This window comes from Vibrio mytili (assembly GCF_000830505.1).
Taxonomy (GTDB): domain Bacteria; phylum Pseudomonadota; class Gammaproteobacteria; order Enterobacterales; family Vibrionaceae; genus Vibrio; species Vibrio mytili.
Window position 1 is genome coordinate 25254 of record NZ_JXOK01000042.1, and the last position, 20850, is coordinate 46103.

Here is a 20850-nt window from a genome sequence, read left to right on the forward strand (position 1 = left end):
GCCCCAAAGAACAAAAAGTAACAAAGGTCAGTAGACCCTAACTTCACGCATTTTTAGTGGATTCATAGTTTGAAAATAAAGCGATTTTTTGCCAAAGACATGCGAACGGCGCTGCTCCAAGTAAAAGAGGAGCTCGGCGCGGAAGCGGTGATCATGTCGAATAAAAAAGTAGCGGGTGGTGTAGCCATCGTCGCTGCGATCGATAATGAATCCAATCCGTCAGCCGCAAGTGCGTCTGCACAAAAGGGTCGCAATGCATCTCAGGCAAATGGTTACAATGAAAATCGTCAGATGTCCTCTTCTTCGGCTGAGCGCTACCAGCATCGCAATTTAGACGAAGACAAAATTAGTCTAAATAGTGAACGTTCGCAGCGTTACGGCCAACAGGGAGCGAGCAGCAGCGACAAATCGGGGTCGATGACAAAGCGGTTCGCGAATATGCTCAAGCAATACAGTGTTGGCGCGAGTACTGAAGACGACTATACCGCTGAAAATGAAGATTCATTGTCAGCGTTACTTCAACGCCAAGACAAGCATCGCGATGGCTATCAGCAAGATAAACCAGCACCTTATCAACCGGACTCTCCTCTGGCGAAACTCATCGCTCAAGATGAACGTTTTGATCGCCCGACACCAAAATTAGATCCAACACGTTATGATCGTCGCCGGCCTTCAGATGAGCGAACTGAATCGGTTGATGAACTAGAAAATATGCGTGAAGAAATGGTTTCGATTCGTCGCTTGCTAGAGCACCAAGTTTCCGGGTTAATGTGGCAAGAAGTTGAACGTCGTGAACCGCTAAGAGCAATGTTGATCAAACGTTTAGAGCGGATGGGAATCTCTCCAGAACTCGCCGATCAAATGGCGTGCTATATTCCTGAAGAAACGCAACCAGCGCGAGCATGGAGAGCGCTACTTTCCCTTGTGGCAGACCAAATAACGGTGCCAAAGAAGGATATTTTGAAACGTGGTGGTGTTGTAGCATTGCTTGGGCCGACAGGCGTTGGTAAAACGACAACGGTCGCGAAACTCGCCGCTCGAGCCGCCATGGAATATGGTGCAGACAACGTAGCGCTTGTAACAACGGATACGTATCGTATCGGTGCGCATGAGCAATTGTCAATTTATGGCCGAATTATGGGTTGTCCCGTAAAAGTTGCTAAAGATTCTAATGAGTTAGCCGATGTTATATATCAGCTACGAAACAGAAAGTTAATTTTGGTCGATACCGCTGGAATGGGCCAACGAGATGTTCGGTTAACGGAACAGCTTGATACCTTAATGCAAGACAGCGGTGAAGTGATTCACAGCTACCTTGTATTACCCGCTACAGCGCAACGTCGTGTTTTACAAGAAACCTTAGATCATTTTAGGCGTATTCCTTTATCAGGTTGTATTATGACCAAACTTGATGAATCACTGAGTTTAGGTGAGTTCATCAGTGTGGTGATTCAAAATGCATTGCCTGTGGCCTACATCGCTAATGGTCAGCGGGTACCAGAAGACATTGTAATGGCTCAACCCAAATATATGCTTGCGAAAGCGAATGAACTGTTAGAGAAGTCGACAGAGAACGAACCTCACTTTTGGAACAGTGACAACGAAGGACTCTAGGGCGGCGGACTACTATGACTGATAATATGATAAACGATCAAGCAAGCGGCCTCCGTCGCTTAACACAACCATCGTTGACGAAAGTAATTGCGGTTACAGGCGGCAAAGGCGGTGTGGGTAAATCAAACGTAACATTGGGTTTGGCGATTTGTATGGCTCGTCAAGGCAAGAAGGTAATGGTTCTTGATGCTGACCTAGGCTTAGCAAATGTGGATGTCATGCTCGGTATTCGCGCTAAGCGCAACTTAGGGCATGTCCTCTCTGGCGAGTGTGAATTGAAAGATGCGGTTGTCGAGGGGCCATACGGGATAAAAATCATCCCTGCGACATCAGGTACGCAAAGTATGACGGAGTTGTCTCACGCGCAACATGCGGGTCTCATTCGGGCATTTGGAAGCTTAGAAGAAGAGATGGACGTGTTGCTCATTGATACCGCCGCAGGCATTTCTGACATGGTCATCAGCTTTTCACGTGCCGCTCAAGATGTCGTTGTCGTCGTCTGTGACGAGCCAACGTCGATCACTGATGCATATGCATTAATGAAGCTACTCAGTAAGGAACACCAAGTTCAGCGCTTCAAAGTCGTTGCAAATATGGTCAGAAGCTACCGAGAAGGTCGAGAATTATTTGCAAAGTTGACGTTGGTCACAGAGCGCTTCTTGAACGTAGGCCTAGAACTCGTAGCATGTATTCCACTTGATGATAATGTACGTCAGGCAGTAAAAAGACAGAAAATTGTCGTTGATGCGTTTCCACGTTCACCGGCAGCTTGGCGATTAGCTCGCTGGCAAACAAAGCATTGACGTGGCCATTGCCAAATACCCCAAGTGGGCACTTGGAGTTTTTTGTCGAAAGGCTACTAAACCGCACAGAATACGCAGAGGGCACTTTTGGTGAGTAAAGCGATAACCTATGACCAACATGGCAAATTTAACAGCCAGCAAGCGTTCATTGAGCGCTACTCAGTGTTGGTTAAGCGTATTGCTCATCACCTATTAGGACGCTTACCACCGAGCGTTCAAGTCGATGACTTAATACAGGCCGGTATGATTGGCCTTATCGAAGCTCAGCAGAATTATGATGGTTCTAAAGGCGCAAGCTTTGAAACCTACGCAGGTATCCGGATTCGTGGTGCCATGCTCGATGACATGCGTAAAGGCGACTGGGTGCCGCGATCCGTTCATAAGAATAACCGCGAGATCAATCAAGCCATTGCCGAGTTGGAAGGAAAGCTAAACCGCGACCCTACCGATGCGGAAATTGCCGCGCACCTAGAAATGACATTGAATCAATATCACAGCGCATTAACCGATATTAACAGTTCCAAAATTGTTGGTATTGAGGATTTAGGTGTCTCTGATGATGTGATATCGCCTGTGGATGAGAGTGACAACAATAACCCATTTAAAGGGGTTGCTGATGAGTCATTCCGAAAAGCGCTGGTTGATTCAATAAAACAACTGCCAGAGCGGGAAGCTTTGGTACTTTCGCTTTACTATGACGAAGAACTGAATTTAAAAGAGATTGGCGATGTGTTGGGCGTAAGCGAATCTCGCGTAAGTCAAATACTGAGTCAATCGATGCAACGTTTACGTACCAAGCTCAGTGCGTGGACACAAAATGACTAAAAACACTGACTTTACGATTCAGTGGAGGCAATTTTGAATAAAAACATGAAGATCCTTATTGTTGATGATTTCTCAACGATGCGCCGTATTGTTAAAAACCTGCTTCGTGATTTGGGTTTCAATAACACTCAAGAGGCGGATGATGGTTTAACGGCATTACCAATGTTGAAAAAAGGTGACTTCGATTTTGTAGTAACTGACTGGAATATGCCAGGTATGCAAGGCATCGATTTGCTAAAACACATTCGAGCAGACGCAGAACTAAAGCACCTTCCGGTTCTTATGATCACTGCGGAAGCAAAACGTGAGCAGATCATCGAGGCAGCTCAAGCCGGGGTTAATGGTTACATTGTTAAACCATTTACGGCTGCAACATTAAAAGAAAAATTAGACAAAATTTTTGAGCGTTTATAACCCTAGCCATCTTAGTTATTCGAGTCGTTCATACTAATTATTACCCACTTAAACAATGGCTCGTCTGGCGTTTTACAATGATAGGAAGAACTCATACCAACCCCAGTGATTACCACATCAATCTTGTTGGGAAAATGCGCGTGTCTTAGAAGTGAAAGCCACTCAAAACGCTTTTCCGCTCTCGGTAATTGTTCTGTGCACTTTTCTGCAATGGAATGACCGGAATTGGTATAAACGTAAAAGGATCTATTCAGAATGATCTCACTAGAGCAAGCCAAATCGCTCGTGCAGATGCTAGAAAAGGGGCAACAAGAGCAAGCAAATATGCTCGTTGCCTCTATATATGAAAGTGCGGGAAGTCCAATGCTGCAAGAGATTGGACTATTAACTCGTGACCTTCACGATTCGTTAAAGCATTTCAATCTCGATCAACGTATGACGGAAATCGCAAAAGATGAAATCCCAGATGCCAGGGATCGTCTTAACTACGTCATCGAAAAAACTGAGCTCGCGGCAAACAAGACAATGGATGCGGTGGACTGCTGCTTTCCCATTGCTGATAACTTGAATGACTGCCTACAACAAGTTCGTCCCCAATGGAACGAGTTGATGCATGGCCGTATCGAATTAAGTGAATTCAAAGCACTTTGCCACCGTATCGATGAATTATTGGTTCAGGTGGAAGGGGATAGCACAGAACTACGCGGCCAACTGACAGAAATTCTTATGGCGCAAGACTTTCAAGACTTAACGGGACAAATTATTCGCCGAGTTATTACACTCGTGGAAGAAGTTGAAGGCCGTTTAGTGGAAATTCTTACCGTATTTTCTGGTAACAAAAGTGATGACCAGTCTCAAGTTTTACCAGAATCAGCAGATAAAAAGACTAAACCATCATCAAGCGAAGCTGAAGGCCCTATTCTTCATCCGGAACAAAGAGAAGATGCGGTTTCATCGCAGGACGAAGTCGACGACTTGCTGTCCAGTCTTGGATTTTAAAGGTAACGTATGAGCTACGATTTAGACGAAGATATTCTTCAGGATTTTCTTATTGAAGCTGGAGAAATTCTCGAACTGCTCTCTGAGCAGTTGGTTGAATTGGAAAATAACCCAGAAGACAAAGATTTACTTAATGCGATTTTCCGCGGCTTCCACACGGTTAAAGGTGGTGCGGGCTTCCTGTCTTTAGCTGAACTAGTGGATACCTGTCATGGCGCCGAAAACGTGTTTGACGTATTGAGAAACGGGCAACGCACGGTGACTCAAAGCCTGATGGACACCATGCTCAGAGCACTTGATACGGTGAATACTCAATTCCAAGCCGTTCAAGAGCGTGAAACTCTGCAAGCTGCGGATCCCGCTTTGCTCGAAGAACTTCATCGCTTATGTAAGCCAGAGTCGGCTGAAGAAGCAGCGGAGGCCGTGAATGACACGCCTGTTGCAGCTCAAGAGCCTGTCGTCGAAGAACCTGTAGCGGCCGAACCTGCTGAACAAGCATCTGTAGCCACATCCAACGTGGGTTCTGTGGATGAAATTACACAGGACGAATTCGAAAAATTGCTTGATGAACTGCACGGGAAAGGTTCAGCGCCCGGTGCTCCAGTTTCTACGCCAGTAACATCGCAGCAAAGCAGCGCTTCTCCAACGGAAAGCGGTGATATCACCGATGACGAATTCGAAAAACTATTAGATGAGTTACATGGAGTAGGAAAAAGCCCGACAGCGTCTACTTCTCAGCCTGTTGAGCCCGCAAAGCCAGAAACGCCTTCAGCGTCGACTTCGGTACCGTTGTCAGCAAATAACAGTGACAGCGACTTGATGACTGACGAAGAGTTCGAAAAGCTACTTGATGAGCTGCATGGCACCGGCAAAGGCCCTACGCTTGAAGAGCTAGAAGCTGCAACCAAGCCTGCCGCTGCAAATAGTGCACCTCCGAGTACGCCGACAAGCGAGCCAAAACAACCGATAACGACGCCGAAAGCAGAAGCGCCTAAGCAAGAAAAAGCACAATCTCAACCTGTTGCGGTCAAAGAAGAAGCGAAAGCTGCTGCGCCTGTGGTGAAAAAACCGCAAGCAGAAGCGACAGTTCGTGTCGATACATCAACGCTTGATACCATCATGAATATGGTTGGCGAGTTGGTGCTGGTGCGTAACCGACTGTTAAGCCTTGGCTTAAATAGTAACGACGAAGAAATGTCGAAAGCGGTCTCGAACCTAGATGTCGTTACCGCGGATCTTCAGGGTGCGGTGATGAAAACACGCATGCAGCCAATCAAAAAAGTGTTCGGCCGCTTCCCGCGTGTCGTACGTGACCTCGCTCGTAACTTAAATAAAGACATTGTGCTCGAAATGCGCGGTGAAGAAACCGACTTAGATAAAAACCTTGTGGAAGCATTGGCCGATCCTTTGATTCACTTGGTGCGTAACTCAGTCGATCATGCATTGAAATGCCAGAAGCGCGATTAGAAGCCGGAAAGTCACGCACTGGTAAGGTTATTCTTGCTGCGTCTCAAGAGGGTGATCATATTGAACTTTCTATCGTCGATGATGGCGGTGGTATGGATCCAAACAAACTTCGTGGTATTGCGGTAAAACGTGGAATGATGGACGAAGATGCTGCTGCTCGTCTGACGGATAAAGAGTGTTTCAATCTGATTTTTGCACCGGGTTTCTCGAGCAAAGATAAAATTTCAGATATCTCGGGCCGTGGTGTCGGTATGGATGTGGTGAAAACGGCAATCAATACTCTAAATGGCTCGATAGATATTGACTCTGAGTTAGGTAAAGGCACCAAGATTACCATCAAAGTTCCGCTTACCTTGGCCATCTTACCGACCTTAATGGTGGGCGTTGGTGGTCATCCGTTTGCGCTGCCTCTAGCATCCGTAAACGAGATTTTCCATTTGGATTTAAGCCGCACGAACGTGGTGGATGGTCAATTGACGATTATTGTCCGTGATAAGTCGATTCCACTGTTCTATTTACAAAACTGGTTATCAAATAAACCGAAAAATGTTGAGCAACGTACAGGTCATGGTCACGTCGTGATTGTGCAACTTGGCAGTCAACGTGTTGGTTTTGTTGTCGATACACTGATCGGTCAGGAAGAGGTGGTGATAAAACCATTGGACAAGTTGCTGCAAGGCACTCCTGGCATGGCTGGTGCAACGATTACCAGTGATGGACACATCGCATTGATTTTAGATGTGCCAGATTTATTGACTCGATACGCGTCCGCTTCACGCATATAAGTGGTTGTTTATACAAGCGTGTAGTTATTTATACAAGCCTGTACTTATATAAGCGTATAGTTATATAAGCGTATAGTTATAAAAGGAATAAAATGGCGATTAAAGTACTGGTAGTTGATGATTCGAGCTTTTTCCGACGCCGTGTTAGTGAAATCATTAACTCTGAAACGCGCTTGGAAGTGATCGATGTTGCGGTCAACGGTCGAGAGGCTGTAGAGAAAGCTAAGTCTCTTAAGCCAGACGTCATTACGATGGACATCGAAATGCCAGTGATGGATGGCATCACGGCTGTACGTGAGATCATGGCAGCTTGTCCAACACCGATCCTAATGTTTTCTTCTTTGACGCATGATGGAGCGAAAGCAACGTTAGATGCGCTAGATGCTGGCGCATTGGATTTCTTGCCTAAAAAGTTTGAAGACATCGCACGTAACCGTGACGAAGCCGTTTCGTTACTTCAACAACGCGTTATTCAAATTGCCTCTAAACGTGCATTTTTGCGCCGACCAATGGCAAGGACAGCAACATCACCTTTAGCATCGTCGACGAAACTGAGCTCAAGTCGTGTCGCTGTCTCAGCACCTGTCACCTCCGCGGCTCGTGCGGTTGCGACTAAGTTTCGTGCCTCGGGTAAAAAGTATCAGTTGACGGCGATCGGTACCTCCACGGGCGGTCCCGTGGCTTTGCAAAAGATTTTGACTCGCTTGCCGATGAATTACCCTCATCCCATCGTGCTGATTCAACACATGCCTGCAACCTTTACTGCCGCGTTTGCTAGTCGTTTGAATTCTTTGTGTAAAATACAAGTGAAAGAAGCGCAAGATGGCGATGTGCTCAAGCCTGGTGTGGCTTATTTGGCGCCCGGTGGTAAGCAGATGATGGTCGATGGCCGTGCCGGTGCGGCTAGATTACGTATCATTGACGGTGGTGAGCGTATGAACTACAAGCCATGCGTTGATGTTACGTTTGGCTCGGCCGCCAAAGTATACGGCGATAAAGTCCTTTCGATGGTGCTTACTGGTATGGGAGCAGATGGTCGAGAAGGTGCACGCATGTTGAAATCTGCTGGCTCAACGATTTGGGCGCAAGACGAAGAAAGCTGTGTTGTCTATGGTATGCCGCAGGCGGTTGCAAAGGCAGGGATCTCTAGCGAAGATTTGCCACTTGAGCGTATTGCTGAGCGTATCTTGATCGAAGTAGGTTTGGCGTAGGAATAATCATGATTGTTTGGAGTGTAGCTAACCAAAAAGGCGGGGTGGGCAAAACCACATCCACAGTGACCCTTGCAGGGCTACTGAGCCAACAAGGTCATCGTGTACTCTTGGTCGACACCGATCCTCACGCTTCGCTAACGACCTACCTTGGTTACGACCCTGACGGCGTGACGTCGAGCTTATTTGATCTGTTTCAGCTAAAAGCATTTTCCCGAGAGGTAGTGAAGCCACTGATATTAGAGACTGACATCGAGCGGATTGACATGATTCCAGCTCATATGTCGCTCGCGACCCTAGATCGTGTTATGGGTAACCGTAATGGTATGGGTTTGATATTAAAGCGCGCGCTCAAAGCGGTCTCGCAAGATTATGACTATGTATTGATTGATTGCCCCCCTATTCTGGGAGTAATGATGGTTAATGCCTTGGCGGCTAGCGATCGTATTTTGATTCCTGTTCAAACAGAATTCCTAGCGATGAAAGGCTTAGAGCGCATGATGCGTACGTTAACCATCATGCAGAAGTCACGTCCGGGTGGATTTAAAGTGACGATTGTTCCGACCATGTACGATAAGCGAACTCGTGCGTCATTGCAGACGTTAACTCAGTTGAAGCGAGATTATCCGAATCAAGTCTGGGCGTCTGCGGTACCGATCGACACTAAGTTTCGAGACGCAAGCTTAAAACGTTTACCTGCCTCTCATTTTGCTTCAGGTAGTCGAGGTGTGTTTGCTTACAAACAACTGTTGATTTACTTGGAGAGGTTAGCGTTAGATGAGCAGTAACAACGTACTTTCCGGTGAGCAAGCGCTGGATGATTACTTTAACGCGCTGCTTGGCGAAGAAATGACGCTGACGGAAGATGACCAATCACTTAACGTTGTAGAGAGTGTGTCATCATCTGTAGAGCCAGAGCCAGAGCCAGAGCCAGAGCCAGAGCCAGAGCCAGAGCCAGAGGTGCAGTTGCAATATGCTGAACCTGCGCGATACCCGCTGCAAGTGCCACCACCAGAGTTGGAAGCCCCTAACCTGGAAGATGTGCAGAGGTTACTGAGCCAGTTGGAGTCGACCAATGTGGTTGCTGAGTTGGATATTGATGACATCTTTCATCAAAACACCATCGACATCGCCCCAGAGACTAAACCAGCTGAGCCAGACGTTGTTAGCTTGGTTGACGTCGAAGAGTGTAACGATGAAATCCAAGATTGGGTCATCGAAGAGCCTGCAGTTGCAACGATATCGACTCAGGTTGCTGACCTTGAGCCAGTCAAAGAACAAGAAATCGACACCGAACAACATACGGAAGTTGAACTCGAGGCACAAGTTGAACTCGAGACACAAGCGGGCAGTGAGATTCCAATTGGCTGGGAAAGCACTGCAAGAAATACAGACTTTCAAGTCCTTTATTTCGATGTGAATAATGTAACGTTTGCTGTGCCACTAGATGAGCTAGGGGGCATTCATCGTATCAGTGAATTGAATCACTTGATCGGAAAACCCGCTTGGTATCTTGGGCTACAAACCAGTCGCGAACAGAAATTTGATGTTGTCGATACTGCAAAGTGGGTGATGGCAGACAAATTGCTAGATGAACATTATAAAGAGAGCTACCAGTACGTTGTCATGCTTGGAGAAAGCATGTGGGGATTAGCTAGCCATCAGTTGATGGGAACGGAAACCCTAAACGTCGACAAAGTTCGTTGGCGGGAACTGCCTGGCAAACGCCCTTGGCTTGCGGGTATGGTGAAAGAAAAGATGTGTGCTTTGATTCATGTTCAAGCACTGATTGACATGCTAAACGCAGGTTTAGACGTCAAATCAATGAATTAGATTTTGGTCGGGAACGACATTAACGAGGATTAACTATGTCTCAAGCTTTTGAAGTAGAAGTAAAGAAAGATGCATCGACTGACGAAGTTCTTCAGTGGGTGACGTTCCAGTTAGAGGAAGAAACTTACGGCATCAATGTGATGCAAGTGCGTGAGGTGCTTCGCTACACAGAAATTGCGCCCGTTCCAGGTGCTCCAGATTATGTACTGGGAATTATTAACCTACGTGGTAACGTGGTTACGGTTATTGATACCCGGTCACGATTTGGCTTAATGGAAGGTGAAGTAACGGACAATACGCGCATTATCGTTATTGAGTCGGAGCGTCAAGTTATTGGCATCTTAGTTGATAGTGTTGCTGAGGTTGTTTACCTACGCTCTTCTGAAATAGATACGACACCTTCTGTCGGTACCGATGAAAGTGCTAAATTTATCCAGGGTGTGAGCAACCGTGACGGTAAGTTGCTGATCTTAGTTGACTTGAATAAGCTTCTAAGTGACGATGAGTGGGATGAAATGGCTCACCTTTAATTGGCTGAATAAACATGGCTGAACAAATCTTGCAGTCACTACCATTCATTGCGGGTGGTATTGCTTTTATATTGTTGGTTTTGGTTGTTGTGCAGATGCGCTCTCGCTCAGTTTTGCAAAGGCAACTTGATCAACAGCGAAAGCATGCACGAAATGCAGACAAAGAAGTCGAAAAGCTAACTAAGCAGTTGCTTGAAGTTCGCTCAGTGGTGGTTGGCTTAGGCCAAAAGGTCACAGAGCAGCAAGACATTCTGAAACACCTCAATGAACGAATCCGCGAGTTGGAGCATGCTGATACGGACGGCCGTTTGTATAGCCGAGCGTCCAAGATGGTTCAACTAGGTGCAGATATCAATGAACTGATTGAAGAGTGTGAGTTACCCAAGGCCGAAGCTGAGTTAATGCTCTCACTGCAAAAGAAATTAGCGGGGCAAGAAAAAGTTCCGCCATTGAGTGGTCAGCCTACGGAGAGCGCCAGCCAGACAGGTCGTGGTCGACGACGTTAAAAATTAAAAAGAAGCTTAGGCTTCTTTTTTTGTGCCTTGCATTTTCTAGATGCTATCCCTAACGAGAAGCGTTCTGATCCTACTACTGTCCTGAACAAGTCATTATGTCTAGAGGTAGCCAATTGTGGTTATTTTTATAAAAATGTGATGATAAGTTAACAAAAATACAGGAACTTACGATTCTGTCTTGCCCATAATCCTGTTTCGTAGCAAGTAAGCTGTGATACTATTGCAGCCCGTTTGTTTTTTAGTTGATCCCCTATGTTAGAAGTCTCTCACCTGACCGCGATTCGTGATGAAAGGGTATTGTTTGAAAACCTAGAATTTAACATTAAGCCGGGTGAATTAGTCCAGATCGAAGGGCGTAATGGTACAGGTAAAACCACTTTGCTTCGCATCATAACCGGAATAGGAGACAGAGAAGAAGGCTTCATCAAATGGAAAGGCGAAAAGATTGAAAAATCACGTGATATTTTCCATCAAGATTTGCTTTTTCTTGGGCATCAAACAGGCATTAAACGAGAACTCACCGCGTTAGAAAACCTCCGTTTCTATCAATCGATTCAAAATAACAGCGCCTCTGATGAAGAGATTTTTTCGGCGTTAACGCAAGTCGGGCTGGCTGGGCGAGAAGAAGTGCCTGTTGCAAAACTATCCGCTGGTCAACAAAGACGAGTCGCCTTAGCAAGATTGTGGTTGAGTAAACAAATTTTATGGATTTTAGATGAACCACTCACGGCAATTGATAAGCAAGGTGTTAAGGTTCTTGAAACCTTATTCATGCGTCATGTTGATAATGGGGGCATCGTGATATTAACCACGCACCAAGACATGTTTGCGGACAGTCCAAAGCTTAGAAAAATCAAATTGGGTGATTGATATGATTGCATCGATGACCACCATCATTCGCCGCGAATTGTTAATCGCGTTTCGTCGTCAGGCCGATATTTTAAACCCACTGTGGTTTTTTATTATTGTCATTACCTTGTTTCCTCTCAGTATTGGGCCTGAACCAAATTTGTTAGCACGTATTGCAGCGGGCATTGTTTGGGTTGCCGCATTACTATCTGCCTTATTATCATTGGAGCGCCTGTTTCGTGATGATTTTCAAGATGGTGCATTGGAACAGATGATGTTAATGCCAATGCCATTGCAACTAGTAGTGGTTTCAAAGGTCATAGCACATTGGTTATTAACGGGATTGCCTCTTATCCTGATTAGCCCATTATTGGCGGTGTTACTTTCGCTCGATTTCAATACTTGGCTATCGGTTGTGTTGACTTTGATGATCGGTACTCCGACGCTAAGTTTTATTGGGGCGATTGGTGTTGCCCTAACAGTTGGGTTACAAAAGGGTGGCGTACTGTTAAGTTTGCTTATTCTTCCGCTCTATATCCCAATTTTGATTTTTGCAACATCGGCAATTGATGCTGCTGCACTCGGTATGGCGTATAACGGTCAATTAGCAATATTAGGTGCGATGCTTATGGGCGCGATGACATTAACGCCTTTTGCTATCAGTGCCGCACTACGAGTTAGTGTTAATTAACTCATTTAAGCACCAGCGAATCGGTGTTCGATCAAAGAATTATTATTAAAGCACTGCTACGGTCCAACCTTTAGACAGTGTCCCTGAAGTAAGAGTGAGAACAAAACATGTGGAAATGGCTACATCCTTACGCCAAGCCAGAAGCAGCTTACCATTTGAGCGGTAAGTTTCTGCCTTGGTTTTCTGTATTGGCCCTCGTATGCTTATCGGTTGGTACGGTTTGGGGACTGGCATTTGCGCCTTCCGACTACCAACAAGGTGACAGCTTCCGAATCATCTACATCCATGTCCCTGCTGCGATTTGGTCAATGGGCATATATATGTCGATGGCAATTGCCGCATTCATTGGCTTAGTATGGCAGGTACGTCTGTCTGACATGGCGGCACTTGCGATGGCGCCGATTGGTGCGGTGTTTACCTTTATCGCTCTTCTCACTGGTGCTGTTTGGGGCAAACCGATGTGGGGGACTTGGTGGGTCTGGGATGCCCGTCTTACCTCAGAATTGATTCTTCTATTTCTTTACCTTGGTGTTATTGCGTTGTATCACGCATTTGACGATCAAAAAACAGCAGCCAAAGCCGCGGGTATTCTAGCGATTGTTGGCGTTGTGAATTTACCTATCATTCACTTTTCCGTTGAGTGGTGGAATACCTTGCACCAAGGTGCGACGATTACGAAATTTGAACAACCTTCTATCTCATCCGACATGCTTTGGCCGTTATTGCTGAACATTTTTGGTTTTGCATTTTTCTTTGGCGCAGTGACTATGGTGCGTTTTCGCAACGAAATCATCAGTAAAGAGAGTCACCGTCCTTGGGTGCGTAAACTTGCAACAGAACACACTCAGTGAGGTAATTGATTATGCATTTTGAATCTCTGAGCGACTTTTTTGCCATGGGCGGCTATGCATCATACGTATGGAGCGCGTTTAGTATTACTTTCTTATCCATGCTGATTCTTCTGATCACCAGCCTTCGTCGCGGTGATGCATTATTGAAAGAAGTGAAAGCAAAAATTGAGCGCCAAGCACGTATTGACGCAGCAAAGAATATGGAGAACACCCTATGAATCCGAGACGTAAAAAGAGGCTGGGAATTGTCTTGGCAATCTTTATCGGTATCAGTGCGACCATCGGTTTAATTATCTACGCACTCAACCAGAACATGGACTTGTTCTACACGCCAACAGAACTGGTCAATGGTAAGCCTGATGGTACGAAACCGGAAGTTGGTCAGCGTTTGCGCATTGGTGGCATGGTGGTAAAAGGTTCGGTGCGTCGCGACCCTAACTCTCTTAAAGTCAGCTTTGACCTACATGATATTGGCCCTAAAGTCACGGTGACCTACGATGGTATTCTGCCGGATTTGTTCCGTGAAGGTCAGGGGATTGTTGCACAAGGTGTACTCAAAGATGCCACCACCATCGAAGCTTTCGAGGTGTTAGCCAAGCATGACGAAGAATACATGCCTCCAGAAATTGCAGAAGCGATGAAAAAAACGCATGAGCCTTTGCAATACACAACTGAACAGACACAAGGAAGCGGTCAATGATTGCTGAAATCGGTCACTTTGCCCTCATTTTATCACTCGCGATGGCCGCATTGCTGAGTATATTACCGTTGTGGGGAGCATCGAATAACAATACCATGCTGATGAACACTGCAAGACCGTTATCTTGGTCCATGTTTCTTATGCTGTTGTTCTCTTTTGCCATTTTATGTTGGGCATTTTATACCAACGACTTTACGCTTCAGTACGTTGCGAGCAACTCCAATAGCCAGCTTCCTTGGTACTACCGCATAACCGCGGTTTGGGGGGCGCACGAAGGCTCGTTGTTGCTTTGGGTGCTGATTCAAGCCGCGTGGACGGTCGCGGTTGCAACATTCAGTCGTGGTATGCCACAGGAATCGGTAGCACGTGTATTAGCGGTGATGGGGATGATTTCCGTCGGCTTTCTGATGTTTATCATTTTCACCTCTAGCCCATTTTTGCGTACGTTGCCTTTCTTCCCCGTTGATGGCCGTGATTTGAACCCACTACTTCAAGATCCAGGGCTAATCGTACATCCCCCTATGCTATATATGGGATACGTTGGATTTTCTGTTGCTTTTTCTTTCGCTATCGCGTCATTAATGACAGGGCGTCTTGATACCGCATGGGCTCGTTGGTCTCGTCCTTGGACGACGGCAGCTTGGGTATTTCTAACGTTAGGCATCGCACTCGGCTCTTGGTGGGCATACTACGAGCTTGGCTGGGGTGGCTGGTGGTTCTGGGATCCAGTAGAAAACGCATCATTTATGCCGTGGTTGGCCGGTACCGCGTTAATGCACTCGCTTGCGGTAACTGAAAAGCGCGGGACATTTAAAGCTTGGACGGTATTGCTGGCAATCTCTGCTTTTTCTCTCAGTTTGCTTGGCACCTTCTTGGTTCGTTCCGGTATTTTAGTGTCGGTACACGCGTTTGCTTCTGATCCGTCACGCGGTATGTTTATCCTCGGCTTCCTTGTATTTGTTATCGGTGGCTCGTTACTGCTCTTTGCTTTAAAAGGCGCGTCGGTCAGAGTCAGAGGCAACTTCGAGTTAGTCTCTCGTGAAAACGTGTTGCTGGGGAATAACGTCTTATTGATTGCGGCACTTGTTGTGGTGCTGGTGGGCACACTGTTGCCACTGGTTCACAAACAGATAGGTCTCGGCTCTGTGTCAATCGGCGCACCGTTTTTCGATATGTTGTTTGCATGGTTGATGATGCCATTTGCTTTCTTACTTGGCATTGGTCCTTTGATTCGCTGGAAGCGAGATCAGTTATCATCCATTGTTAAGCCAATGATTGTTTCCGGTGTCACTTCTTTTGTTCTGGGCGCTATTTGTGTCTACCTGTTTGCTGATTACTTCTCAACCATGGCTTACATCGGGTGGGTGATGGCCATTTGGATTATCGCAATGCATGGGTTTGAACTGCATGAGCGCGCGACACACCGTCATACCTTCATTGATGGCGTTCGCAAGCTGCAACGCAGTCACTGGGCGATGATGTGCGGACATATTGGTCTGGCTGTTACCATTATTGGTATTGCAATGGTGCAAAACTACAGTATCGAACGCGACGTACGTTTGGCACCGGGGGAGCACTTCCAAATCCAAGGCTATGATTTTTATTTCTCAGGCTTACGTGATAAAGACGGTCCGAACTACGATGGTTACATTGCAGACTTTGAAGTGACTCATGATGGGCAATACATCAATACCCTGCACGCGGAGAAGCGCTTCTACCGAACCGCAAAATCCATGATGACAGAAGCGGCAATCGATCGCGGCGTGACGCGTGATCTCTACATTGCGATGGGTGAGCGTCTAGATGATAACCGTTCTTGGGCTGTCCGTATTTACTACAAGCCGTTCGTACGTTGGATCTGGGCAGGCGCGCTGATCATGGCGATTGGTGGTGGGCTTGCTATCTCTGACAAACGTTATCGATTCCGTAAGTCGTCGAAGTTAAGTGATAAGACAAAGGAGCAAGTGGCCTAGTATGAATAAGAAAGTCTTATTTATTCCGTTAGTCGCTTTTTTGCTACTAGCGGGGATATTTGCAACCCAGTTAATTCGTAACCAAGACGGCGATGACCCAACCAAATTAGAGTCGGTCCTAGTTGATAAGCCTGTACCCAAATTTCATCTCGAAGACTTAGCTGAACCAGGAAAGCAATACGATCAATCGATCTTTACTGGTGAACCGTTGCTACTCAATGTATGGGCAACTTGGTGCCCGACCTGTTATGCCGAGCATAAGTACCTAAATGAGTTGGCTGGTAAGGGCGTTAAGATCATCGGTATGAATTACAAAGATGATCGTAATAAAGCGATTGGTTGGTTGAACGATTTAGGCAACCCTTACTTGATTAGCTTGTTTGATGGCAGCGGTATGCTTGGGCTCGACCTTGGCGTATATGGCGCACCCGAAACATTCGTTATAGATGCCAATGGAGTGATTCGATACCGTCATGTGGGAGACGTTAACCCGCGTAATTGGTCAGAAAAACTAGAGCCGCTATACAACCAATTGGTTGAGGAGGCGAAGCAATGAGAAAGCAGATTCTCGCCGTATTGGCTGCCATGACATTATCTCTTGCTGCTCATGCAGCGATTGAAGTGTATGAGTTTGATAACCTTGAGCAAGAACAACAGTTCAAAGAGTTGAGTCATACGCTTCGTTGTCCTAAGTGTCAGAACAACACGATTTCAGACTCTAACGCCGCGTTGGCACAGGACTTACGTCATAAAGTGTATGAAATGACCAAAGAGGGTAAGTCGAAGCAAGAAATCGTTGACTATATGGTGGCGAGGTATGGCAATTTTGTAACTTACAATCCGCCTTTCACCGTGGCAACTTCAATTTTGTGGCTTGGTCCGTTGGCCGTGGTATTGATGGGGTTTGGCTTGATTGTACTGCGAAGCAGAAAGTCTAAAGCTAAATCAGAGACAGACAGTGAGGAACAATGGGACGAGCAGAAAGAGGCTCGCTTAAAAGCACTGCTTGATGATGAGAATAACGGAGATAAGAAGTAATGATGCTATTTTGGATTTCCACTGTTGCTCTTACGCTGATTGCATGTGTTTTGGTGGCTTTGCCACTGCTTAAACAGAAAGCGAATAATGATGATGTTCTTCGTGATGAGCTAAATAAAGCATTTTATAAAGACCGTTTATCAGAATTGCATGAAGAAACCGATGAAGGCCTTGTCGAAAGTGAAGAAGACTTAATTTCGGATTTAAAACAGTCGCTACTTGATGATATACCTGGTTCAAACGAGTCTAAGCAGACCCAAATTTCTCCGATGGTCGTACTCATTCCGTCCGTGATTCTGACTGTTGTATTGAGCTATGGCTTGTACTTTAAGTTTGGTGCGTCTTCAGAGGTCGAAAATTGGCAACAAGTTTCAGCCAACTTACCCACACTGTCAAAAAAACTGATGTCGGGAACCGCGGAGCCACTCAGCGATGACGACATGGCAGATTTGACGCTTGCGTTGCGCACGCGCTTGCATTATCAGCCTGAAGATTCAACAGGTTGGCTGCTACTAGGGCGTATTGCTTTAGCGAATCGTGATGTAGCGACTGCTATTGATGCGATGGAAAAGTCATACCAGTTGGAGCCTAATGATGATGACGTGAAGTTAGGTTATGCCCAAGCATTAATGCTCTCCCAAGACGAAATGGAACAATCGACAGCGCGTTCGCTCCTAGGTGAATTAATGCAGCAAGACCGAGTGGACATCCGTGTTTTCTCATTGCTTGCGTTTGATGCTTTCGAACGAAATGATTTTCCGGCGGCCATTAAATACTGGGGAATCATGCAGCAAATGATTGGGCCAGAAGACAGCCGCTATGAAATGTTGTCGCGAAGTATTGAAAGTGCTCGTAAGCAAATGGGTGAGGCAGTGTCGCCAGAGAAAAGTGTTGCTGTCACCATCAATGTAGCGCCGGATATCGATCTCGATCCAAATGCGGTATTGATTGTTTCAGTCCACCACGCGAATGGCGCGCCAATGCCAGTTGCTGCCGCTCGTTATCCACTAGGTACATTTCCTCGTACAGTGATTCTGGATGATGGCAATGCAATGATGCAGGGACAAAAGCTTTCTTCGCTCGAACAGCTGATTGTACGTGTAAGGGTTGATACAGATGGTAACGTTGCAACCCGTGATCACGATTGGCATGGAGAAAGTGGTGTGGTTGATTTTGGACAGCCCGTCGAAGTGACGATTGATAAACAGTATCAATAGTTCGGTTTGCCTCTTAGGCCTGTGGATCATACGAGAGACATGTTGTCTCGAATCTTGAAGCAGGCCGATTGTCATTTCCTGATAGTGGTATGACTTAAAACGATCGAGTAGAATACCTGAGGCCAGCATTCGCTGGCCTTTATTTATATGTCTAATAATTATAGATCGAGTATTTACATACCCAAGTAGCTTTTGGGCGGCAAACGCTCTATACCTTGAGATAAAGGGTATTTGGGTATATTAATAGTCGTTATGGAACAAAAAAATGTATAACAAGGGTAAGTCCCTTTTCCTATTATTGTTGGCGGTTGGACTGGTTGGCTGTTCAAGTGCGCCAGATGAAGCAGTAGATGAAAAAGCGGAAACAAATCAAACGACTTCTGATGTGTATGATCCGTTAGAAGGCTTTAACCGTGCAATGTGGGATATCAACTACGATTATTTAGATCCGTATTTGGTTCGTCCAGTATCACTTGCGTACGTTGATTACACCCCTAAGCTGGTTCGTACTGGTATTGCCAACTTTTTGGCTAACTTAGATGAGCCTTCAAGTATGATAAACAACCTGATTATGGGCAATGGTAGCAAAGCGCTGGATCACTTCAATCGGTTTTTAATTAACTCAACGTTTGGTATCTTCGGGCTGGTAGACCTTGCCACCGAAGCGGGTATTACCAAATATGATGATAAAGCCTTTGGTGATGCGATTGGGCATTATGGCGTTGGCCATGGACCTTATTTTATGGTGCCTGGATATGGTCCGGTAACATTACGTGAAGCGGCGGACACCGTTGATGATATGTATCTTCCTTTATCTTACTTAAACTTCTGGGCAAGCTTGGGTAAATGGGCATTTGAAGGGATGGAAAAACGTGCCATGCTCGTTTCTCAAGAAGTACAGTTAGAAAACTCGCCAGATCCTTATGTACTGAGTCGAGATGTTTACATTCAACGTCTCGATTTCAAAGCGGAAGTTGAGAAGGTTAACGAGGTGAACGAAGAAGAAGAAGCGTACCTAGATGAATATCTAGAAGATTTCTAATTCTCAAGCTCTTATCTAATTTCTAATCTAAGAAAAAGGCTTAGCGTTCATATGGCTAAGCCTTTTTGCTTTTTATTGTACAGAATCGATTTTCGAGAAACTTGGAACGTTAAAGGCGATAGGTTAGAAGTGATAGTTCGCTTGAATGCCAATCAACCAAACATTACCGGTTGTTTCTCCGACGAACTGACCACCCACCGCTTCAGCAGTATCGTCAGATGCGTATCCACGTGATTCAGTGATAGGGGCGTCTTTTGCAAAAATATAAGTAAAACCTGCGTCCAAACTAAAGTCATTTGTCCAATCATACGTTGCACCAACGCTTAACCAAGTACGATCCGTTTCAGGAATCGTAATAGTACGGTTTTTGTCGCTTACCGCAGAGGTATCGTAGGCAACTCCCGTTCTTAGCGCTAATTTAGGTTGTAACTGATACGTCGCACCCACTGCGAATCGGTAGTTGTCTTGCCAGTTTTCAACTTTTACCATATGTGAACCGGTATTGTTAAGTTGGGCCTGTAACTTTTCAAATGCGCTCCAATCCGTCCAGTTGAAACTTGCGTGCAAAGCAAGTAGCTCGGTGAGTTGATGGAAGCTTGCCAGTTCTGCAGTTGCGGGAAGCGATAGGTTCATATAGCCGTTTTCTTTACCCGCAATACCAAAACCAAGCCCTTCAGCATGACCTTCTAATTTTAAATCAACTTCGGATTTGTACGTGAAGCCAATACGATGGTTAGCGTTGATCTGCCATGCAGTTCCCACTTGCCATCCCCAAGCAGTATCATCACCTTCCATGTATTTGAGAGTCGTGCCTTGAGGGGCTGGGATCGGTTGACCTGTTCCAGGATGTTGGCCAATGACGTTATTTTGTGGTGCTGTGGCACCAAAGCTTCCTTCACCAAGAACGTAACGCAAACCACCACCAATACTGATGGCTTGATTAAGTTTATAAGCCGCATTTAAGTTTGCTTCCATGGTGGTGACGCTGGCCTCGTTACCGAAATGGGATGCACCAAAACTTTTACCTAGATCGGTTTCCATACCGTAGTTAGTGCCAAAAGCGAGACCGACAGAAAACTGGTTATTATATTGGTGGGACAGATAAAAGCTCGGGACTATAGCGTCATTAGCGAAGTCATCAGAAGAGGCGGATGAACTTTGCCCATAAAAATGAACATCACCTTCAACGTCGACATTGGGGTTAACGTAAATACCACCAAGAGACACCTGAGTGCCTGGTAAATAGGTCAGCATGGCAGGGTTTCGCCATTGAGCACTTGCATTGTCGGCCATTGCAGCCTCGCCAGCATAGGCTCGACCTAAGCCTGTTACCGAGTATTCTGCCAATTGGAAACCCGCAGCATGGGTGATGGTAGAAGTGCCGAGTAGGCTAAATGCGACGGCTGTAGATAGAAGGGTCTTGTTGGTTTTCATTCTTACGTTCGCTGAATTATTGAAAAGTAAGGCGAAATTCTAAAGATAGAGTGATTACT

Annotated in this window: 20 protein-coding genes and 2 pseudogenes; 21 read left to right on the top strand and 1 reads right to left on the bottom strand. The window is 45.9% G+C overall.

Annotated elements, in window-relative coordinates:
- The first annotated feature begins 69 nt into the window (after positions 1-69).
- The 21 genes and pseudogenes from flhF to SU60_RS11820 all read left to right on the top strand — a co-directional run bounded on the left by flhF (position 70) and on the right by SU60_RS11820 (position 19357).
- On the top strand, positions 70-1614 hold the full coding sequence (flhF, locus tag SU60_RS11720) for a flagellar biosynthesis GTPase FlhF (protein WP_041155661.1): 1545 nt from the start codon (positions 70-72) through the stop codon (positions 1612-1614).
- Between the two features lie 14 nt (positions 1615-1628).
- Positions 1629-2515: pseudogene (locus tag SU60_RS11725) on the top strand (MinD/ParA family protein).
- Positions 2508-3242: an RNA polymerase sigma factor FliA gene (locus tag SU60_RS11730; protein WP_041155662.1), complete on the top strand. Its 735-nt coding sequence runs from the start codon at positions 2508-2510 to the stop codon at positions 3240-3242. Before SU60_RS11725 ends, SU60_RS11730 begins: the two are co-directional and overlap by 8 nt.
- Before the next feature lie 45 nt (positions 3243-3287).
- A complete protein-coding gene (gene cheY / locus SU60_RS11735) occupies positions 3288-3656 on the top strand; it encodes a chemotaxis response regulator CheY (protein ID WP_017635949.1) in 369 nt (122 codons plus the stop codon).
- Positions 3657-3911: 255 nt separating this feature from the next.
- Entirely contained in the window at positions 3912-4655 is a 744-nt protein-coding gene (locus SU60_RS11740; RefSeq protein WP_041155663.1) for a protein phosphatase CheZ, read from the top strand.
- Positions 4656-4664: 9 nt separating this feature from the next.
- A pseudogene (locus SU60_RS11745) lies at positions 4665-6907 on the top strand (chemotaxis protein CheA).
- Between the two features lie 92 nt (positions 6908-6999).
- Positions 7000-8118 (top strand): protein-glutamate methylesterase/protein-glutamine glutaminase, encoded by a 1119-nt coding sequence (locus tag SU60_RS11750; RefSeq protein ID WP_041155664.1) that lies wholly within the window; start codon positions 7000-7002, stop codon positions 8116-8118.
- 8 nt (positions 8119-8126) lie between these two features.
- Complete coding sequence (locus SU60_RS11755) at positions 8127-8906, top strand: ParA family protein (RefSeq protein WP_041155665.1); 780 nt, start codon at positions 8127-8129, stop codon at positions 8904-8906.
- The gene (locus SU60_RS11760) at positions 8896-9951 is read left to right on the top strand and encodes a chemotaxis protein CheW (RefSeq protein WP_041155666.1); all 1056 of its coding nucleotides are present in this window, start codon (positions 8896-8898) and stop codon (positions 9949-9951) included. Before SU60_RS11755 ends, SU60_RS11760 begins: the two co-directional genes overlap by 11 nt.
- 35 nt (positions 9952-9986) lie before the next feature.
- Positions 9987-10481, top strand: a complete 495-nt coding sequence (locus SU60_RS11765) for a chemotaxis protein CheW (RefSeq protein ID WP_041155667.1) — start codon at positions 9987-9989, stop codon at positions 10479-10481.
- 14 nt (positions 10482-10495) lie between these two features.
- A complete protein-coding gene (locus tag SU60_RS11770) occupies positions 10496-10987 on the top strand; it encodes a DUF2802 domain-containing protein (protein WP_041155668.1) in 492 nt (163 codons plus the stop codon).
- Between the two features lie 261 nt (positions 10988-11248).
- Positions 11249-11866, top strand: a complete 618-nt coding sequence (gene ccmA / locus SU60_RS11775; RefSeq protein WP_041155669.1) for a cytochrome c biogenesis heme-transporting ATPase CcmA — start codon at positions 11249-11251, stop codon at positions 11864-11866.
- Position 11867: 1 nt separating this feature from the next.
- The gene (gene ccmB, locus SU60_RS11780; RefSeq protein WP_041155670.1) at positions 11868-12536 is read left to right on the top strand and encodes a heme exporter protein CcmB; all 669 of its coding nucleotides are present in this window, start codon (positions 11868-11870) and stop codon (positions 12534-12536) included.
- 107 nt (positions 12537-12643) lie between these two features.
- On the top strand, positions 12644-13387 hold the full coding sequence (locus SU60_RS11785; RefSeq protein ID WP_041155671.1) for a heme ABC transporter permease: 744 nt from the start codon (positions 12644-12646) through the stop codon (positions 13385-13387).
- 11 nt (positions 13388-13398) lie between these two features.
- Entirely contained in the window at positions 13399-13605 is a 207-nt protein-coding gene (ccmD, locus tag SU60_RS11790) for a heme exporter protein CcmD (RefSeq protein WP_041155672.1), read from the top strand.
- On the top strand, positions 13602-14087 hold the full coding sequence (gene ccmE / locus SU60_RS11795; protein WP_041155673.1) for a cytochrome c maturation protein CcmE: 486 nt from the start codon (positions 13602-13604) through the stop codon (positions 14085-14087). The genes ccmD and ccmE overlap by 4 nt, the downstream gene beginning before the upstream one ends.
- Entirely contained in the window at positions 14084-16060 is a 1977-nt protein-coding gene (locus SU60_RS11800; RefSeq protein WP_041155674.1) for a heme lyase CcmF/NrfE family subunit, read from the top strand. The genes ccmE and SU60_RS11800 overlap by 4 nt, the downstream gene beginning before the upstream one ends.
- A 1-nt stretch (position 16061) precedes the next feature.
- Positions 16062-16616 carry a DsbE family thiol:disulfide interchange protein gene (locus tag SU60_RS11805; protein ID WP_041155675.1) on the top strand — a complete coding sequence of 185 codons (555 nt, stop codon included), beginning with the start codon at positions 16062-16064 and terminating at the stop codon, positions 16614-16616.
- Complete coding sequence (locus SU60_RS11810) at positions 16613-17098, top strand: cytochrome c-type biogenesis protein (protein ID WP_041155676.1); 486 nt, start codon at positions 16613-16615, stop codon at positions 17096-17098. Before SU60_RS11805 ends, SU60_RS11810 begins: the two co-directional genes overlap by 4 nt.
- On the top strand, positions 17098-18315 hold the full coding sequence (gene ccmI / locus SU60_RS11815; RefSeq protein ID WP_041155677.1) for a c-type cytochrome biogenesis protein CcmI: 1218 nt from the start codon (positions 17098-17100) through the stop codon (positions 18313-18315). Before SU60_RS11810 ends, ccmI begins: the two co-directional genes overlap by 1 nt.
- A 265-nt stretch (positions 18316-18580) precedes the next feature.
- Entirely contained in the window at positions 18581-19357 is a 777-nt protein-coding gene (locus SU60_RS11820) for an MlaA family lipoprotein (protein ID WP_041155678.1), read from the top strand.
- Between the two features lie 123 nt (positions 19358-19480).
- On the opposite strand, the gene SU60_RS11825 is transcribed toward SU60_RS11820, so the two are convergent.
- On the bottom strand, positions 19481-20791 hold the full coding sequence (locus SU60_RS11825; protein ID WP_041155679.1) for an outer membrane protein transport protein: 1311 nt from the start codon (positions 20789-20791) through the stop codon (positions 19481-19483).
- Positions 20792-20850 lie beyond the last annotated feature (59 nt).

Bases quoted from the DNA above. Each gene is read 5' to 3' on its own strand.
- cheY (WP_017635949.1), top strand. From the start codon at position 3,288: ATGAAGATCCTTATTGTTGATGATTTCTCAACGATGCGCCGTATTGTT.
- SU60_RS11740 (WP_041155663.1), top strand. From the start codon at position 3,912: ATGATCTCACTAGAGCAAGCCAAATCGCTCGTGCAGATGCTAGAAAAG.
- SU60_RS11750 (WP_041155664.1), top strand. From the start codon at position 7,000: ATGGCGATTAAAGTACTGGTAGTTGATGATTCGAGCTTTTTCCGACGC.
- SU60_RS11755 (WP_041155665.1), top strand. From the start codon at position 8,127: ATGATTGTTTGGAGTGTAGCTAACCAAAAAGGCGGGGTGGGCAAAACC.
- SU60_RS11760 (WP_041155666.1), top strand. From the start codon at position 8,896: ATGAGCAGTAACAACGTACTTTCCGGTGAGCAAGCGCTGGATGATTAC.
- SU60_RS11765 (WP_041155667.1), top strand. From the start codon at position 9,987: ATGTCTCAAGCTTTTGAAGTAGAAGTAAAGAAAGATGCATCGACTGAC.
- SU60_RS11770 (WP_041155668.1), top strand. From the start codon at position 10,496: ATGGCTGAACAAATCTTGCAGTCACTACCATTCATTGCGGGTGGTATT.
- ccmA (WP_041155669.1), top strand. From the start codon at position 11,249: ATGTTAGAAGTCTCTCACCTGACCGCGATTCGTGATGAAAGGGTATTG.
- ccmB (WP_041155670.1), top strand. From the start codon at position 11,868: ATGATTGCATCGATGACCACCATCATTCGCCGCGAATTGTTAATCGCG.
- SU60_RS11785 (WP_041155671.1), top strand. From the start codon at position 12,644: ATGTGGAAATGGCTACATCCTTACGCCAAGCCAGAAGCAGCTTACCAT.
- ccmD (WP_041155672.1), top strand. From the start codon at position 13,399: ATGCATTTTGAATCTCTGAGCGACTTTTTTGCCATGGGCGGCTATGCA.
- ccmE (WP_041155673.1), top strand. From the start codon at position 13,602: ATGAATCCGAGACGTAAAAAGAGGCTGGGAATTGTCTTGGCAATCTTT.
- SU60_RS11800 (WP_041155674.1), top strand. From the start codon at position 14,084: ATGATTGCTGAAATCGGTCACTTTGCCCTCATTTTATCACTCGCGATG.
- SU60_RS11805 (WP_041155675.1), top strand. From the start codon at position 16,062: ATGAATAAGAAAGTCTTATTTATTCCGTTAGTCGCTTTTTTGCTACTA.
- SU60_RS11810 (WP_041155676.1), top strand. From the start codon at position 16,613: ATGAGAAAGCAGATTCTCGCCGTATTGGCTGCCATGACATTATCTCTT.
- ccmI (WP_041155677.1), top strand. From the start codon at position 17,098: ATGATGCTATTTTGGATTTCCACTGTTGCTCTTACGCTGATTGCATGT.
- SU60_RS11820 (WP_041155678.1), top strand. From the start codon at position 18,581: ATGTATAACAAGGGTAAGTCCCTTTTCCTATTATTGTTGGCGGTTGGA.
- SU60_RS11825 (WP_041155679.1), bottom strand. From the start codon at position 20,791: ATGAAAACCAACAAGACCCTTCTATCTACAGCCGTCGCATTTAGCCTA.